Here is a 14,884-nt window from a genome sequence, read left to right as displayed (position 1 = left end):
AAAGATACCATCTACACGATGTCTAAAGGTACCTTGCCTTTAGGTGCAGGGAAAGCCTCATCCAATCGGGTCTGCTCCTCTTGTGTCAAAACGATATTCACTGCTGCTGCATTGTCTGCCACATGATTCAGCTGTACCGCCTTGGGAATCGCCAGCACATCCCCGTCCCGGATCACCCAGGCTAATGCGATCTGAGAAGTCGTAACTCCTCGATCCTGCGCAATCTCCTGAATGACCGGATGCTCCAACAATTCACTCCGAAGTCTGCCCCCCTGAGCCAGTGGACAATATGCCATAACAGGAACGCTACGTTCCCGCATCCAGGGGAGCAAATCATGTTCAGTACCACGCGAAGTTGCATTGTACAGTACCTGATTCACCATGCACTGAGAACCCTCTGGCAAACTCCATAATTCCTGCATATCCCTTGTGTCCAGATTCGAGACACCCCATCGCAGAATTTTACCGGACTGTTTCAATTGTTCCAAAGCCTTAACCGTCTCTTCGAGCGGTACGCCTCCACGCCAGTGGAGCAAATACAGATCCAGACGATCTGTTCCCAATCGCTTGAGAGAGCGCTCACAGGCCGTGATCATCTGCTTGCGATCTGCATGATGGGGATACACTTTCGATACGAGAAAGACTTCATCACGAAGGCCTGAGATAGCCTTTCCCGTAACAACTTCTGCCCCACCCTCTGCATACATCTCTGCCGTATCAATCACGGTCATTCCCAGTTCAATACCGGAACGCAATGCCCGTACTTCTTCTTCCTGGCTGGATTGCTTCTCTCCCATGTACCACGTGCCTTGTCCGATCGCGGGCAGGACAGTTCCATCTGGAAGCAGAATCGTGCGTGTCTGATCACCATGCATCATCTATATTCCTCCATTCTGAAGACTTTATGGACATTGTGACCTCTCTAACGATGACTATACGAATCATAAATCATGCCATCACTTACATGTCTCCAGTGCCTCATCATCAGGATATACAACTGATCCAGTGGCATGGTAAGGCTACTCTGGGCAACGCTGATGGTCGCATCGACCATATTGCTGTTGACCGTCATCAATTTGCGTTTCATCCCATTCTGACGATCCAGAAAGGCTTTCTCGTCCCGCAATTTAACCCCGATCATTTTCTGTCCCATCAATTCATACATAAAAATATTCTCAACGTCTTTCCAGACCACTGCCCCTCCTGCGGTATAAGAAGATGCATCTACAAACCCATCCTCATTGATCACAAAAGAAGGTTCCTTCTTAATCATCTTTACCAGACTGTAGCAAAAACATAGCCCAAAAAACAAAATGGATAGTATTCCAATCACCCCCGAGAGGATGGAATCATTCGTAACTGAAGAACGATCAAAAATCAAAAAAAATCCGGCTGCCACAAAAAGTGCCGCCCCCGCCGTAAGCCACGCCATTCGTTTCCGGTTTGGATATTCTATATGCTGTTCATTGGATGTGCTCAACGTGACGTTCCTCCTTCATTACGACTGAATCTTACGCGTTCTATATAAACGAATGGCTATAAACCAAGTACTTAAATGTAGAACAGGAATTGCATTGTACATTAAACCAAATTCACCAATGTTAAACATTGAATTAAGACCATTTTTCGTCATTTCTGCGGTTATTCAACATTAGGATTCGTCATCTTTCGAGCAATTCCTTTTAACACACCTATATGAATTGAACTAAAGAATGTTTGCACTTGCCACTCCGATGACAGAACAACCTTCCGATCGCTGTTATAAAAGTCTCCCCTCCCATCCTTGGTCATATTGTCCTGTCCCTTGCTTTCCGTTAATATAAATGGAAAGGTTAGGAAAATAGCCAATTCTAATTCATGGTGGGAGGACAAACAATGATGAGTCAGCGCGGCATAACATCGGAAGATCTTTATCAGATTACATGGGTTAACGATCCAACTCCGTCTCCTCAAGGCGGACAACTGGTATATGTAAGCCGGAAAACGAATGAAGCACGTGACGGTTATTGTTCTCACCTGAGACTGCTGCATCTGGGGAGTCAGAAGGACAGGCCCTTTACCTCTGGAGAGAAGGATCATTCCCCTGCCTGGTCACCGGATGGATCCCAGCTTGCCTTTTTACGAGAGGTTGATGGGAAACCCCAGGTGTGGATTATCGCAACAGATGGCGGAGAAGCACAGCAGATCAGTCACCTGAAACATGGTGTCAGCTCCTTGCTCTGGTCACCCGATGGCCATACCCTACTTGTGAAATCATCCGTGGATATAAGCGGAGAAGACGAATCAAAACGTACCGATTCTAACGACGATGACCATAAACTGCCGCAAGAACATGTTGTGGACCGAATTCGCATGAAATCGGATGCGGGCGGATTGTGGGACGGAAAACGATCCCATCTCTTTGCTCTTGCACCCATTGATGCGGAAGCCATTCCTGTAACTACGGGTCACTATGACGTTGGAGACTACATTTGGTCCCCGGACGGAACATCCATCGCATGGATTGCACAGATGCCCGAAGCAGGTGAGGAACACAACGATTACACCCTGACCAATCATGTATACCTTGCCAAGGCAGACGGTTCGGATGTGCAGCAGTTGACCCCGGAAGGATATACATTCAGCCGACTGACATTTGCACCCGATGGACAATCCCTGGCCCTGCTCGCCAGTGACCGTTCTTATGGAAATGCCACGCTTACGAAGCTATATACCCTTCCTATATCAGGTGGTGAACCTGTATGTCTAAGCACGGATTGGGACGTACAGCTGAATCACAGCATTGTTGGTGACATGCGATCACATCTGACAACCACGGGACCTGTATTCAGTCGGGATGGTTCATCCATCTTCTGTCTGGCAACCATTCACGGTAGTGTACGCATCGCCAAATTCGCACGAGACGGCAGCAGTGCCGAGTATATATTGCCTGACGAACGGGAGATTTATCAATTTGCCGAATTGGAAAACGGACAGATCGTTGCCGCTGTTGCCGATACGCGAAGTCCTGGTGACCTCTATATATATGAACAGCCAGAAGATTCCGGTGTAGCACCAATTCAGCTCACCCGCAGCAATCCACAGCTTGAGGATGAGATCCATCTTAGTGCACCAGAGACCTTCTGGTTCAATTCCTCGGATGGCCTGCGGCTGCAAGGGTGGATCATGAAACCTCGTGGCATGGTCGACGGGGTCAAAATCCCGACCATTCTTGAGATTCATGGCGGCCCGCACATGATGTATGGTTTTACTTTTATGCACGAATTTCAGATTCTCACCGCACAAGGCTACGCTGTTATATACATCAATCCACGCGGAGGGCTCGGATACGGGCAGCAGTTTGTAGATGCCTGTCGTGGCGATTACGGCGGTGGCGACTATCGCGATCTTATGGAAAGCGTAGATTATGCCCTGTCCCAGTATGAGTTTATCGATGAGTCCAGACTGGGCGTAACCGGTGGCAGTTATGGTGGCTTCATGACCAATTGGATTGTTGGGCACACCGATCGCTTTAAGGCTGCTGTTACTCAACGTTCCATCTCCAACTGGTTATCTTTCTACGGCGTCAGTGACATTGGCTATTTCTTCACGGAAGATCAGATTGGCGGCAACGCGTGGGATGACACGGAAAAACTGTGGAAACATTCCCCGCTCGCTTATGTCGGCAACGTAAGTACTCCGCTGCTCATTTTGCATGGTGAACAGGATCTGCGGTGTCCGATTGAACAGGCCGAGCAATTATTCATTGCGTTGAAACGCCGCAAGCAAACGACTCGTCTCGTTCGTTTCCCAGGGGCCAACCACGAATTGTCTCGAGGAGGTCATCCCCACTTGAGGGTACGCCGTCTGGAGCATATTGCCGGTTGGTTTAACGAGTACCTGTAACGGACTGTCAGTTCCATGCATAGAACCAGATATGAATTAAACATAAAAGCCGCCCGCAGAAATCTGTTTCGATTTCAACGGGCGGCTTTTGGCGTTACCTTTTGAATAATAGAAGAATACGGATCACTATACTTTGAACGACTCAAGCAGGGTAGTATGAGGACATGTGGTTATATTCGTCGCTTACTCTTCGCCCCATACCACGGTAACTTCATTCAGGTCTTTGTTGGTTGCAGACACAGAACCCGTGATCGTTACGGCATATTTACCATCTTCACGACCCACGATGCTGAAGCCGTCTTCCTGTATATCCTGAGTATTCTGAGTCAAGTTTTTGGTCTGATAGTAGTCTTTGTAGGAGGTTCCAACGGTTAGCAACGTTTCTTTTGTTGTGTACGTGAGCACCACTTTTTTGTTGCCATCCATGATGTTCTCAACGAGACTTGTCGCCTTCGCATCCTTCGGTAAAGGGAAATCTGCTGGCAGATACTTGGACTTCACACCTGAAGCCTGAGTGTTAGTACCTGTTGAGGGGGAGGTTGATCCGCTGTTACCTGTGGATGTCGACCCACCGGAGGAACTTGAGGAGCCGATGCTTACTTTATTGTTCTGGGAATCATACTTTACTTCGGTTTTCAACGCATCCGCAATCGAACGAACGGGGAGATAGGTACTTCCCTGGTATGTAATTGGCGCAAGCTTCTTGCCCTGGTCACCTGTCGGTGTGAATTTCTGCCCGTTCACTTCGATGGCGAGCCCATGGTTCAGATAAGCTTTGATCGTCTCCAGTTGTGTACCTGCATATACGCCTGCCGAACCGGTCAACACCATGCCGAATACACTTGCAGTAATCAACCACTTTTTGCTTTTCATCTCTAAAACGCCTCCTGAGTTCAAATGTCAGTCTTTGGCATAATACGATCCAAGGCGATCGCTCGATTTACGCAAAAGACTCATGTCGTTATGCTCATCATGTATGGGTACGAGCTTATTCGGATAACAGCCATTTGTCCCATCAAATGTTAGCAATATAATAGCATCTGACAAGAGGTTGTAAACGATAAATGAACAAAACAGGACCAAGGGCGTACAAAAATAGTCTTTGTCGTATTGTTGCTGTTCTCTGACTCGTTAAGTTGTTCTTATATGAATAAAGTCCTGAATTCCAGACCATACCTATGAAGTTAATCATACACGCACAACAGTTGCGAAATGAACCAATGTATTAGATAATGATATGTCGAATTGTGGTCGAAGGAACGGAACTCAAGGGGGATTTATACGATGAACAATAAAAGTACATTTGATCAGTCTATTAACCGGGTCTCTACCGGATCGGAGAAGTGGGATGCACTTGAGGATATCTTCGGCGTCGCAGATGCGCTTCCGATGTGGGTGGCTGATATGGATTTCGCTGCTCCACCGTCCGTAATCCAGGCCCTGCAAACACGGATGGAGCACGGAATTTTCGGTTATACAGTGCGGACCGAGGCGTATCATGCAGCCGTTGCAGATTGGATGCAGCGGCGCCACAACTGGAAAATTAACGATGACTGGATCGTATTCACGCCAGGTATTGTGCCTGCACTCAGCATTGCTGTACAACGATTCACTGATCCGGGAGATGCAGTGGTCATCCAGACTCCGGTGTATGCTCCCTTCTACGAGGTCGTACGTGGTCAAGGCCGTGAACTGATTACCAATCCTTTGGTTGAGAATAAGGGTCATTACACGATGGATCTGAAACAACTGGAATCCAGCTTGCAGACCGGTCGGGTCAAAATGCTGATTCTGTGCAGTCCACATAATCCGGTTGGACGTGTATGGACTCGGGAGGAGCTTGAAGGCCTTACGTCGTTATGTCTGCAATACAACGTACTGATCGTTTCGGATGAAATTCACGCCGATCTTGTTCACCAACGCGGAGCTCATACACCGCTCACCCTGATCTCGGACGCCGTCTCTGATCTAAGTATCATCTGTACGGCTCCAAGCAAAACGTTCAACATTCCCGGCCTCTGCACGTCCAACATCATCATCCCAAATGCCAAGTTACGGGAATCTTTCGCACAGGGTGTAAGAACGATGGGACTTGCCGGTATCAGCACACTGGGGGCTGTTGCGACCGAAGCTGCTTACAATGATGCAGAGGAATGGCTGGAGGAGTGCCTGGTATATATCCGCGGAAATATGGAGTATGTACAGCAATATGTTGCAGAACATATGCCAGAGATCAAAATGCATCTGCCCGAAGCAACCTATCTGTTATGGATGGATTTTCGGGAGCTGAATATCCCACATGCACAACTATGCAATATGCTGCTTCACGAAGCAGGACTTGCCTTCAATGACGGGAGCTCCTTTGGAACCGAGGGTACAGGGTTCATGCGTATTAATGTAGCCTGTCCGCGTTCCACGGTGGAAGAGGCGATGCGCAGATTATCTGTGTTGCTCAGCAACTTGTCGGACAAATAAGCTGACAGTTAACTCTATGCACGTTGCGAACAGAACGTATGCTGATCGATAAGACGAATATCTGTAAAATGGAACAAGGGGTGCCCCGTAGTCAAGTCCATGACTCACATTCATGGTCAATGACAGTACTAGGGGCACCCCTTTTCGTTTTCTTTTCTATTCTCTTTTTTTCTATTCAATCCATATATTTATTGAAACATAATTAACCTTACAGTGACATCGCAATCGGCATCGGAATAATTTTATCGCACAGCCTGTTCAGCAGATCCCGATCATGGCTTATGATCAGTAATCCCAGATCACGCTGGCGAGCCACGTCCATCACGGTATGCCAGATCTGTGCCTGCGTGATCGCATCCAGCATTGTGGTCATTTCATCTGCGATCACATAACGTGTCGATGTACCGAGTGCTCGCGCCACACAGAATCGTTGCAGTTCCCCACCGGATAATTCACCCGGTCTGCGGTCCAGCCAAGCTTGCTGAATCCCCAAAGCTTCGAGCAACTGCTCATCCTGTACAGCCGCCTCCTGAAGGACACGACGCATCCGCCAGCGTGGATTCACAGCTTTCTCCGGGTGCTGATACACCAACTGAACCGGACATACCCCTGTACGAGGGAGCGGTTCACCATCCAGTAACACTTGTCCTGCCACGGGTTCGGCATATCCTGCAAGGATGCGCCCAAGACTTGTTTTCCCACAGCCACTCGGTCCCCACAAGCCAACGACTTCGCCTTGTTGCACCTGCATGTTCATCTGCTGAAACACCCACGATTTCTGATCGTAACGATAACTTACATCCTGTGCTTTAAGTGACATGGAGACACCTCACTTCTCCGCCTCGTATCTGACGAAGCGGAGGACGTTCAGAGATACATGCAGCGGTTGCTGCGCTACAGCGGGGAGCAAATGAACATCCTCTAATGATCCCTTGACCTGCCAACGGCTGGGAGCCTGGGAGTGGCTGAAATCCATTCTGCGGCAGCGCATTCCAAAGGGCTTTCGTATACGGATGGCGCAGTCGTTCTCCATTACCCGTAAAATCATCCACCTGGGCTGTCTCTACATTGGCACCCGCATAAAATACAGCGATGCGATCGGCCGCCGTCAGGGCAGTCGTAACATCATGCGTAATCCATAAGATGCCTACGCCTTGATCTGCGAGTTCGCGAAATTGCTTCATCGTCTCGGCCAGCACTTCGGGATGAATGCCTGGTGTCGGCTCATCCGCAATGATCAGCTTTGGCTGGCCTGAGGTCGCTGTAGCCATCAGCACTCGCCTTGCCATACCTCCGGACAACTCAAACGGATATTTCTCGCCCGTTCCCCGTGGGAGTTGATAACGCTCCGTCAGCTCCTGCTCCGACTTTTTCACGTGGGATTGAGTCTTGAAGCGGCGCTTCTGTCCGGCACCCCGGCTTACCGACTGAACCTGCCTCCCCACCTTCATCAGCGGGTCCAAATAACTGACGGATTGTGGAATCAACATCAGTTCGTCTCCACGCAGTTGAAGCTGCCGCTCCGGGGTCAAAGGTTCGTTATTGTAGCTAATGCTGCCCTCCAACTTGGCGTTGGCAGGCAGAATACCCATGATGGCCTGCGCAAGCACACTTTTACCCGATCCACTTGCGCCTACAATAGCGACAATCTCGCCCTCGTTTATGGAAAGATCCAGATTCTGAATGACATCAGTCCGTTCATGTCCAAACCAACCACGAGCGCGTCGAAATGACACCGATAATCCCTGAATATCAAGAAGAGCCATAGCTACCTCACCTCCCTTGAACTACCTGTACCCGTCAACGTCTTCAGACTGTTGCCCAATACATCAAACGCACGAACAACCAGCAACAATGCCAGTCCCGGGAAAAAGGCGAGCCACCACATGCCAGCAGATAAATATCTCATCGACTCTGACAAAATAATGCCAATTGCCGGTTGCTGCGGGGATAACCCCAGCCCCAGAAACGTAATGGCTGCCTCATGCAGAATCGCATGGGGGAAAATTAACAGTACGCCCACAAACAGTTGCGGGACTAAATGTGGCAGCATATGCTGCACCGCAATCCGTAATCGTGATTGACCCAACTTGTGTGAAATCTGAATGTACTCCACGGATTTCAGTTGAATCATCTCCGCTCGTACAATCCGGGCCAGATTCGGCCAGTGCGTCAGCGCGATGGCTGCCGCCACTCCTGCCAAACCCCCACCAAATACAAAGGCCAACATAACCAGCGATACCAGATGAGGCACACTCAGGAACAGGTCGATGATCCATGAGATTACCCGGTCAGCAACTCGGCTAGAAGCCGCCCCCAAACCCAGCAGTAGTGCGATCAATCCGCCACCACATGCAGCAAGTAGTCCCACTTGAATGCTGGTTGCCAGTCCTTTTAACGTACGCATGAACATATCTCTTCCGAGCCAATCTGTGCCAAATGGATGCGCCCAGGTTGGAGACAGATTTCGATCCATTAATGAAGTCAGCGTAGAACCAGCGGGTAGTAGCCTTCCCGTCGACCACACAAGGATAATCCAGATCACTGCAAGGCTTCCCCAGATCACCGCCCTTTGGCGAGGATTGCGGAAATGTTGGTCTTTGATACGAGCATATCCTCCTCTTCTAGTTTGGCTTGTTTCTCGTTCCGCCCCCACTTGCAGAAATTCCGAAGTAATGTTGTACCTTATCTCTTGTTTTGCAGTTTTCACTTTCTGTACTTGGGCTGTATCTGCCGTCTGCTCAGAGGAACGTTCTACAGTCTGCTTCATGATATCAGCTCCTCCTTCATTCGTGGATCGATCAAGCGATACAGAATGTCGGCAATCATATTACCCGTAAAAACAAAAATCGCACTGCACATCACAAGTCCAAGCAGCAGTGGAACATCTCCACGCAACCCCGCTTGAACCGTTGCCTGACCAAGGCCAGGGTATGAAAATACCTGTTCTGCCAGCACAGCCCCGCCGAACAGTTCACTGAACGAAGCAAACTGCAGCGTGATCGCTGGCAAAACAACATGTCTGAACCCATGTCGACGAAACAGCTGAAATCCACGCTCACCCCGTGCTCTCGCAAATAGAATATAATCCGAATCCAGCACATCCATGAGCTTCTGCCGGGTATGCAGCGCGATGGAAGCTACCCCGGTCAGACTGAGAGTCAACGCTGGCAGAATCATATGAATAGCCCGATCTCCCCAGGTCACCTGATCAGCCGACATCCCTGCGGGTACCCCAAGGCCAACTGGAAGCCATCCGAGCCACACTCCAAATACCATTAGCAGCAACAGCGCAATCCAGAATACCGGCGTGGAGGCCAGCGTGTAACAATACCAGCAGATCAGGCGATCCAGCCTTGAATCCCTTCTCATGGCAGCAACTACACCCAGAGTGAACCCGAAGATACCAGACAGTAGCCAGGCTACAACCATAAGCGCGACAGAATTCATGAATCGTTCCTGGATAATATCCGCTACAGGTTGTCTATAGATCATTGATGTTCCCAAATCTCCCTGAATCAGTGCTTGTCCCCAGGTCAGCAATCGTTCCATTGGAGAGTCATTCAATCCCCAACGCTCTTCGATTAAACTGCGCTGTTCCGCACTTACCCTGATCATGTCTCCACCAATGTAAGCTTCGATCGGGTCCACAGGGGAAAATTGCATTAATATAAAAGACACCACACTGACTCCAACCAATAGAGATACAAGTCGCAACACTTTATTACCAACAAATCTGGCCCATCCATTCCTGCCCGTCATCCAATCTCTCCCCAATTCAGGCTAAAGCTACCGCTATGCTTCTTATTTCGCGCTGTTATCCCAGGACCATTCCTCCAGATTGGATGTCACTGGCCAGCCGTGACCATGGGGGTGAATCTGCTGCTCGCCAATGTTTAATCCATTCGTAACCAGATACAGATGGTCTATATTTACGAGCCACGCCCAAGGTGCATCCCCCTGATAACTGAAACCTGTTGTGCCATCCCATTCCGCTTTTTGCCAGTAGGGCAATGCCTCTTCCTCACTGGTGGCCTGAAGGGCCTTCTCCATCCATGAATCCACGACAGGATTACTGTACAGTCCTACATTGTAATATCCCTCTCCCTTGTGGGTACTGCTATAGAGGTTATAGGTTTCCAGTGGATCATGACTGCCCCAACCAAATAATACAGCGTTGGAGTAAGCCATCTTTTTCGTCTCTTCACGGCTTTTGCCTTCAACATTGATTTTAATTCCCGCCTGGGCAACCATATCCGCAGCAGCTAAGGCCAGAGATTGTCTTGTTAAATCCCCTGCAAAATAAAGCAGATTGAACTCGGCTTTCGTGCCGTTTTTCTCGACGATACCATCACCATCTGCATCCACCCAGCCACCAGACGCCAGAATGCGCTTCGCTTCATCAAGATTGGCATCCGTAAATACAGCTTCTGCATTGCTCCAAGGCAGATCATCACTGACGGAATAAGCAGGACGACCATATCCTTCAAGTACACCCTCAACCAAAGCCTTACGATCAATCACGACATTCACCGCTTGGCGAATCGCCAGATCGGATGTCACATCATTCCCTGCGGGGAGACCATCGCCCGACTTGGCACCAGCAGGCTGCATGGGGAACATAATGCCCCGGTTATCTACCGTTTTTACGGCCTCTAATGTCATGCCATTCACCTGTTGTTTGCTAAATGCTGCCGGGATCGCAGCGATATCCACTGTACCTGCCTGTGCAGCAGCATAGGCCGCATCTTCATCCAGATAGAGGAAGGTGAGTTTGTGGAATGCAGACTTGTTACCGTAATACTCTTCATTGGCTTCAACGATGGCCTGTTGTCCTTTGTCCCACTGAACCAGCTTGTACGGTCCTGATCCAACCGGATGCTCTGCATAATCAGCACCATAGGCGTGTTCAGGCACAATGCCGAGTGTCGTCAGCAGGCTGATGAATGTTGACTGCGGCGACTTCAGTGTGAATACGACCGTTTGATCATCAGGTGCCTGCACATCAGCCATATTCGTCAAATCAATCACAGAACCACTCTGAGCAGCCGTATCAAACGTAAATTTCACATCTTCAGACGTCAAAGGTTCCCCATCAGAGAACTTCACATCATCCCGAAGCGTAATCTTCCAGGTTAACCCATCTTCACTAACGGAGTATGCCGTAGCCAGATCGTTAACCAGTTGAAGCTTGGCGCCTCTCTTCAGCAAAGTACTCTGGAAAAGCGGTGAACCATATTGCCCCCATCCGGTTGTCGGATCAAACCCGCCTTCCGGCTCGGTACCAACAGCCAGCACCAATTCGTCCTTGGTTGAGGTTGTTCCGGACTGGCCATTCTCTGCTGATGAAGCTGTTGGCGCCGATCCCTGTGCACAACCCGATAATCCAATGGAACATATAAGCAGGATGCCTAATCCTGTTCTAACTGTTCTTCGTTTTCCCCATCTCCATGTAAATCTGTCCATTCTGGTCGTTCCCCCTCTAAATATGTGCTGCACTCACTTATTCCGTGTTACTTTTTACGGAAATTGTAGCACAAAACGCAAAACTTATGTCAATAAAGTTAACTTCAAAATCCAAATATTTTCATATATTCGATCTAATCATTGAAAATTCATATAAACCGACAACTGTATCGCTTCATAAAGTTAGGTATTGTAACAAACAACAAAAAAACAGACGGTTGGCATCTAACCAAAGGTCTGTTTTTTAGATTCGCTATATTTTCATAGAAATTAATTCACACTTCATTTCATCTTAATCGGCAGAACGATGATGTTTATGATGATGACTGTGACCATGCTGATTCACACTGTGACTGTGATCCTGACTTTGATTCGGATTGTCTTCCTGATCTAGACTCTGAGCATGAGCCAGTTTGTTGAGTTCATCCACATAAGTCACAGAAAGCTCAGCATACAAGACCCCTTTTTGCACCTGGATCTGTTGATGCAGATGTCGCAAACGTCCCAGGTTTCCCCGTACTGCAATGACCTCCAGGCATTGGTCATGGTTCAGGTGTACATGCATATTGGAGATGATGTCATGATGCGCCTCATGTTGGAGCTCCATCAAGCGAATGGGAAGATCACTGATATGGTGATCATAGACCATCACAATGGTGCCAGCTACATCCTGATCGGATTGCAGTACGGAAGGTTGAAGTAATGTTTTGCGAACAAGATCACGGAAAGCTTCGGATCGGTTTTTGTATCCCTGTTCCTCAATATACTGGTCAAACTGCTCAATTAGAGGTGTCGGAAACGCCACCCCGAACCGGGTCAAATCTTCTTTGTCTGCCATGCTTCTCCTCCTGCGCCCTCATTTGCTTCGAGTGTACCACAGACTTGTCTGCTCATCGACTATACTGTTGCATAAATCGTACTGCCGAACGTATTGCCTGTTGACCAGCATCACTCTTCAGATCAAATTGATAATCATGTCCCAGCTTCTCTGAGGAGTTCGAGAAAAATAACGTTTCCGTATCAACATCAAGTCGCTTCAAGACTTGTGCCAGCTCAATCGATTGACTGGTCAACGGGTCATCATTGCCTGAGGTAATAAATGCAGGCGGGTACGCTTCGGTAGTCTGTAGAACGGTCGACATTTCATCTAATCTTGGGTAGTCTTCAAATGTTTTGACTCCCGTATATGACCAGAGAAATGTACGTATGAGTGGAAAGCCTGTTTCCGCTACTGTGCTCAGATTGTAAGGACCACAGAATAGAAGAACCCCACGTAATTCTTCTGGCTGAACGGATGGTGTTATATTCATCAGCTTGGCGAGGGATGGATTCGTCACCACGGCCGCAGTCTGACTTGCAATCTGGGCACCTGCCGAGTTGCCTGCGAGAAATATGTTTTCCGGGTCACCCTGATACTCGCTGACATGGTTCTTCACGTAAGTCAAAACCTGATTCGTCTGGATCACGGGAGTGGGATATGTCGTATCTGGTGCGAGCGCATAATTCATACTAACGACAACGTAACCCTGCTTGGCTAATTGTACGGCATACTCTGCGATGTCCGCTTTGTCTCCCAAGACCCATCCACCGCCATGAACCCACAACACGACCGGCAAAGGTTCCGATGTTACGGAAGGATGATAGATATCCAGCGTACTGTCATTACGGCCTTCGTCTGCATAGGGCACATTCGCAACACGAGTTACGCCTTCCGAGATTATACGATCTTTGCTGTTCGTATCTTGATTAGCAATCTCAATGAATGATTTTAATAAAAATACCGTTATTTTGGGTGTGAATTGAGCACCCATTCCAACAAAACCTATGATGAAAATGAGTACAACGCTGGGAATCCAGTACCGTTTACGTTTAAACCCTCTTGCCCCCGTACGTTTTGCCTCCAACTTGGACTGCAACAGCTTCACCTCGTTCCATCATCATCGAAGCGTCTTTACATCTAAAGTGGTGTACGTTGCGGAGAGGACCGGGTTTCCTCTTATTTGGATCTCTTGGCGATTTCCTGTCTGACTTTCATATATGTAGTGGATACTTTCTGCTCCAAAGTGTGGATATGTTGTTTTGTACCTGCCCACTTCTCTGCTGCAGAAGCCAATGCGTTCAATGAGCTGAGTACACGTGACGCTTGGCCTTGCTTTGTATTCTGTTTGAACTGTTGTAGCGCGCCCGAATATCGTTCTTTTGCCAGAGTTGCCTGTTTTTTCGCCGTTTGAATCTGTTTTTTCGCCGAGTCGGCCCCTGCTAGCATAGCTCGTAAACGTTTTATTTCAGCGCTCTTCCCTTTACGCGCTTCAGCAAGTTCCTTTTTCTTGATCCGAATGTCTTCTCTGGCAAGCTGCACAACGGGTTTTAATGTCTCCGCCTGCGTGCGAATCGCAGCACTCCATTCCTTATTTTTGATGGCTTTGGCTGCATCCAGCTGTCGATTGACTGAACTATAGAGGGCGAATAGAGGTTCATATCGGGCTTGGGTTTGTTTTACCTTTTCAGTTAGAGCTGCGATCTTCGCGTCATCAGTTTGTCTTATTACTACACGCAATCGCTCCAATTCCGCGGTATTGGCGGCATGAAGTGTCTTTATTTTTTGTTCCCAAGCCTGCTCTTGAGCCTTCCAGTTCCCTACTTTCTCATACGTTTGCTTCAAGGTTAACTTGGTTTGGGCATCAGCTTTGTTCAAAACGGAATCCCAGGCTTTCTGCGCGGTTACACCAAGATCTATGCCCGCCGCCTCGACTGAAGAAGCAAAATAGCTCATGCCTGCGCCGAACAAAATCACAAGTCCTATAAGCAGGCGTGATCCAAATAAAATATGAGCGAATGATCGCAAATGAGATCGTTGGACTTTACGTTGACGTGCTGCGTGACTACCGCTATGTCCTGTCAGAACACGAGATGGATCTACAATTGTCTCCATTGAAGCCATGTCCTCTAAAGCTAAATCTTCGATAGGCTGTCGACCCTTCTTTCCTTCCAAGAAACCATGATGGTTTATGAAGTGATGTGAGCTTAATCGTTCCAATAGGGAACAACCACATATCAT

General features: G+C 48.5%; 13 protein-coding genes. 2 read left to right on the top strand and 11 right to left on the bottom strand.

Annotated features, from left to right (window positions below; all coding sequences use genetic code 11):
* Positions 1–11 precede the first annotated feature (11 nt).
* Positions 12–878, bottom strand: coding sequence for an aldo/keto reductase (locus tag MKZ12_RS05615; protein ID WP_339259223.1), 867 nt, complete (start codon positions 876–878; stop codon positions 12–14).
* Positions 879–922: 44 nt separating this feature from the next.
* The gene (locus MKZ12_RS05610) at positions 923–1,480 is read right to left on the bottom strand and encodes an STM3941 family protein (protein ID WP_339259221.1); all 558 of its coding nucleotides are present in this window, start codon (positions 1,478–1,480) and stop codon (positions 923–925) included.
* Positions 1,481–1,875: 395 nt separating this feature from the next.
* On the opposite strand from MKZ12_RS05610, the gene MKZ12_RS05605 reads away from it, so the two are divergent.
* Complete coding sequence (locus MKZ12_RS05605; RefSeq protein ID WP_339259219.1) at positions 1,876–3,885, top strand: S9 family peptidase; 2,010 nt, start codon at positions 1,876–1,878, stop codon at positions 3,883–3,885.
* Positions 3,886–4,068: 183 nt separating this feature from the next.
* Here MKZ12_RS05605 and MKZ12_RS05600 read toward each other — a convergent pair whose 3' ends face one another.
* Positions 4,069–4,758 (bottom strand): stalk domain-containing protein, encoded by a 690-nt coding sequence (locus MKZ12_RS05600; protein WP_339259217.1) that lies wholly within the window; start codon positions 4,756–4,758, stop codon positions 4,069–4,071.
* A gap of 411 nt (positions 4,759–5,169) precedes the next feature.
* Between MKZ12_RS05600 and MKZ12_RS05595 the strand changes: the two genes are divergently transcribed.
* Complete coding sequence (locus tag MKZ12_RS05595; RefSeq protein WP_339259215.1) at positions 5,170–6,360, top strand: MalY/PatB family protein; 1,191 nt, start codon at positions 5,170–5,172, stop codon at positions 6,358–6,360.
* Positions 6,361–6,568: 208 nt separating this feature from the next.
* Here MKZ12_RS05595 and MKZ12_RS05590 read toward each other — a convergent pair whose 3' ends face one another.
* The 8 genes from MKZ12_RS05590 to MKZ12_RS05555 all read right to left on the bottom strand — a co-directional run bounded on the left by MKZ12_RS05590 (position 6,569) and on the right by MKZ12_RS05555 (position 14,758).
* Entirely contained in the window at positions 6,569–7,180 is a 612-nt protein-coding gene (locus tag MKZ12_RS05590) for an ATP-binding cassette domain-containing protein (protein WP_339259213.1), read from the bottom strand.
* Positions 7,170–8,126 (bottom strand): ABC transporter ATP-binding protein, encoded by a 957-nt coding sequence (locus tag MKZ12_RS05585; RefSeq protein WP_339259212.1) that lies wholly within the window; start codon positions 8,124–8,126, stop codon positions 7,170–7,172. Before MKZ12_RS05585 ends, MKZ12_RS05590 begins: the two co-directional genes overlap by 11 nt.
* Before the next feature lie 2 nt (positions 8,127–8,128).
* Positions 8,129–9,130: an ABC transporter permease gene (locus tag MKZ12_RS05580; protein ID WP_339259211.1), complete on the bottom strand. Its 1,002-nt coding sequence runs from the start codon at positions 9,128–9,130 to the stop codon at positions 8,129–8,131.
* Positions 9,127–10,122 carry an ABC transporter permease gene (locus MKZ12_RS05575; RefSeq protein WP_339259209.1) on the bottom strand — a complete coding sequence of 332 codons (996 nt, stop codon included), beginning with the start codon at positions 10,120–10,122 and terminating at the stop codon, positions 9,127–9,129. Before MKZ12_RS05575 ends, MKZ12_RS05580 begins: the two co-directional genes overlap by 4 nt.
* 42 nt (positions 10,123–10,164) lie before the next feature.
* The gene (locus MKZ12_RS05570; protein ID WP_339259208.1) at positions 10,165–11,826 is read right to left on the bottom strand and encodes an ABC transporter substrate-binding protein; all 1,662 of its coding nucleotides are present in this window, start codon (positions 11,824–11,826) and stop codon (positions 10,165–10,167) included.
* A 292-nt stretch (positions 11,827–12,118) separates the two neighbouring features.
* Positions 12,119–12,664, bottom strand: a complete 546-nt coding sequence (nikR, locus tag MKZ12_RS05565) for a nickel-responsive transcriptional regulator NikR (protein WP_339240057.1) — start codon at positions 12,662–12,664, stop codon at positions 12,119–12,121.
* A 52-nt stretch (positions 12,665–12,716) separates the two neighbouring features.
* Positions 12,717–13,742 (bottom strand): alpha/beta hydrolase, encoded by a 1,026-nt coding sequence (locus MKZ12_RS05560; protein ID WP_339259207.1) that lies wholly within the window; start codon positions 13,740–13,742, stop codon positions 12,717–12,719.
* Between the two features lie 80 nt (positions 13,743–13,822).
* Complete coding sequence (locus MKZ12_RS05555) at positions 13,823–14,758, bottom strand: hypothetical protein (protein WP_339259205.1); 936 nt, start codon at positions 14,756–14,758, stop codon at positions 13,823–13,825.
* Positions 14,759–14,884: the final 126 nt, after the last annotated feature.

It is taken from the genome of Paenibacillus sp. FSL R5-0713 (genome assembly GCF_037973325.1).
Classification (GTDB): domain Bacteria; phylum Bacillota; class Bacilli; order Paenibacillales; family Paenibacillaceae; genus Paenibacillus.
Note: the sequence above shows the minus strand (reverse complement) of the source record. Positions and strands in the feature narration are given on the sequence as shown.

What these genes read in the sequence shown, in the direction of transcription:
- MKZ12_RS05555 (WP_339259205.1), bottom strand. Translation starts at nt 14,758, where the DNA reads ATGGAGACAATTGTAGATCCATCTCGTGTTCTGACAGGACATAGCGGT.
- MKZ12_RS05600 (WP_339259217.1), bottom strand. Translation starts at nt 4,758, where the DNA reads ATGAAAAGCAAAAAGTGGTTGATTACTGCAAGTGTATTCGGCATGGTG.
- MKZ12_RS05595 (WP_339259215.1), top strand. Translation starts at nt 5,170, where the DNA reads ATGAACAATAAAAGTACATTTGATCAGTCTATTAACCGGGTCTCTACC.
- MKZ12_RS05585 (WP_339259212.1), bottom strand. Translation starts at nt 8,126, where the DNA reads ATGGCTCTTCTTGATATTCAGGGATTATCGGTGTCATTTCGACGCGCT.
- MKZ12_RS05580 (WP_339259211.1), bottom strand. Translation starts at nt 9,130, where the DNA reads ATGAAGCAGACTGTAGAACGTTCCTCTGAGCAGACGGCAGATACAGCC.
- MKZ12_RS05605 (WP_339259219.1), top strand. Translation starts at nt 1,876, where the DNA reads ATGATGAGTCAGCGCGGCATAACATCGGAAGATCTTTATCAGATTACA.
- nikR (WP_339240057.1), bottom strand. Translation starts at nt 12,664, where the DNA reads ATGGCAGACAAAGAAGATTTGACCCGGTTCGGGGTGGCGTTTCCGACA.
- MKZ12_RS05590 (WP_339259213.1), bottom strand. Translation starts at nt 7,180, where the DNA reads ATGTCACTTAAAGCACAGGATGTAAGTTATCGTTACGATCAGAAATCG.
- MKZ12_RS05575 (WP_339259209.1), bottom strand. Translation starts at nt 10,122, where the DNA reads ATGACGGGCAGGAATGGATGGGCCAGATTTGTTGGTAATAAAGTGTTG.
- MKZ12_RS05570 (WP_339259208.1), bottom strand. Translation starts at nt 11,826, where the DNA reads ATGGACAGATTTACATGGAGATGGGGAAAACGAAGAACAGTTAGAACA.
- MKZ12_RS05615 (WP_339259223.1), bottom strand. Translation starts at nt 878, where the DNA reads ATGATGCATGGTGATCAGACACGCACGATTCTGCTTCCAGATGGAACT.